Annotated in this window: 1 protein-coding gene; it reads left to right on the top strand. The window is 74.6% G+C overall.

What is annotated here, in order from left to right; translation table 11 throughout:
• The coding region (locus B4L26_RS02070; protein ID WP_290715245.1) for an E3 binding domain-containing protein at positions 1-236 on the top strand (236 nt) is incomplete at both ends.

Below are 236 nucleotides of genomic sequence, written 5' to 3'. Positions count from 1 at the left end.
CCCGAACCAGTCGCAGCCGCTCCGGCTCCGCCGCCCGCACCGGCTCCGACTCCCCCGCCGGCACCTGCACCTGCACCTACTCCGGCACCCCCGGCCACCGCGCCGGCCGCCGAATCCGGTGACAGCGGCCCGTACGTCACGCCGCTGGTGCGCAAACTCGCCGCCGAGAACAACGTCGACCTCTCGACCGTGACCGGGACCGGCGTCGGCGGACGGATCCGCAAGCAGGACGTGCT

The sequence above is a fragment of the Gordonia sp. UBA7599 genome (assembly GCA_002477755.1).
Taxonomy (GTDB): Bacteria; Actinomycetota; Actinomycetes; order Mycobacteriales; family Mycobacteriaceae; genus Gordonia.
The sequence above is the reverse complement of the archived record's forward strand: the minus strand, read 5'-3'. Positions and strand labels throughout refer to the sequence as shown.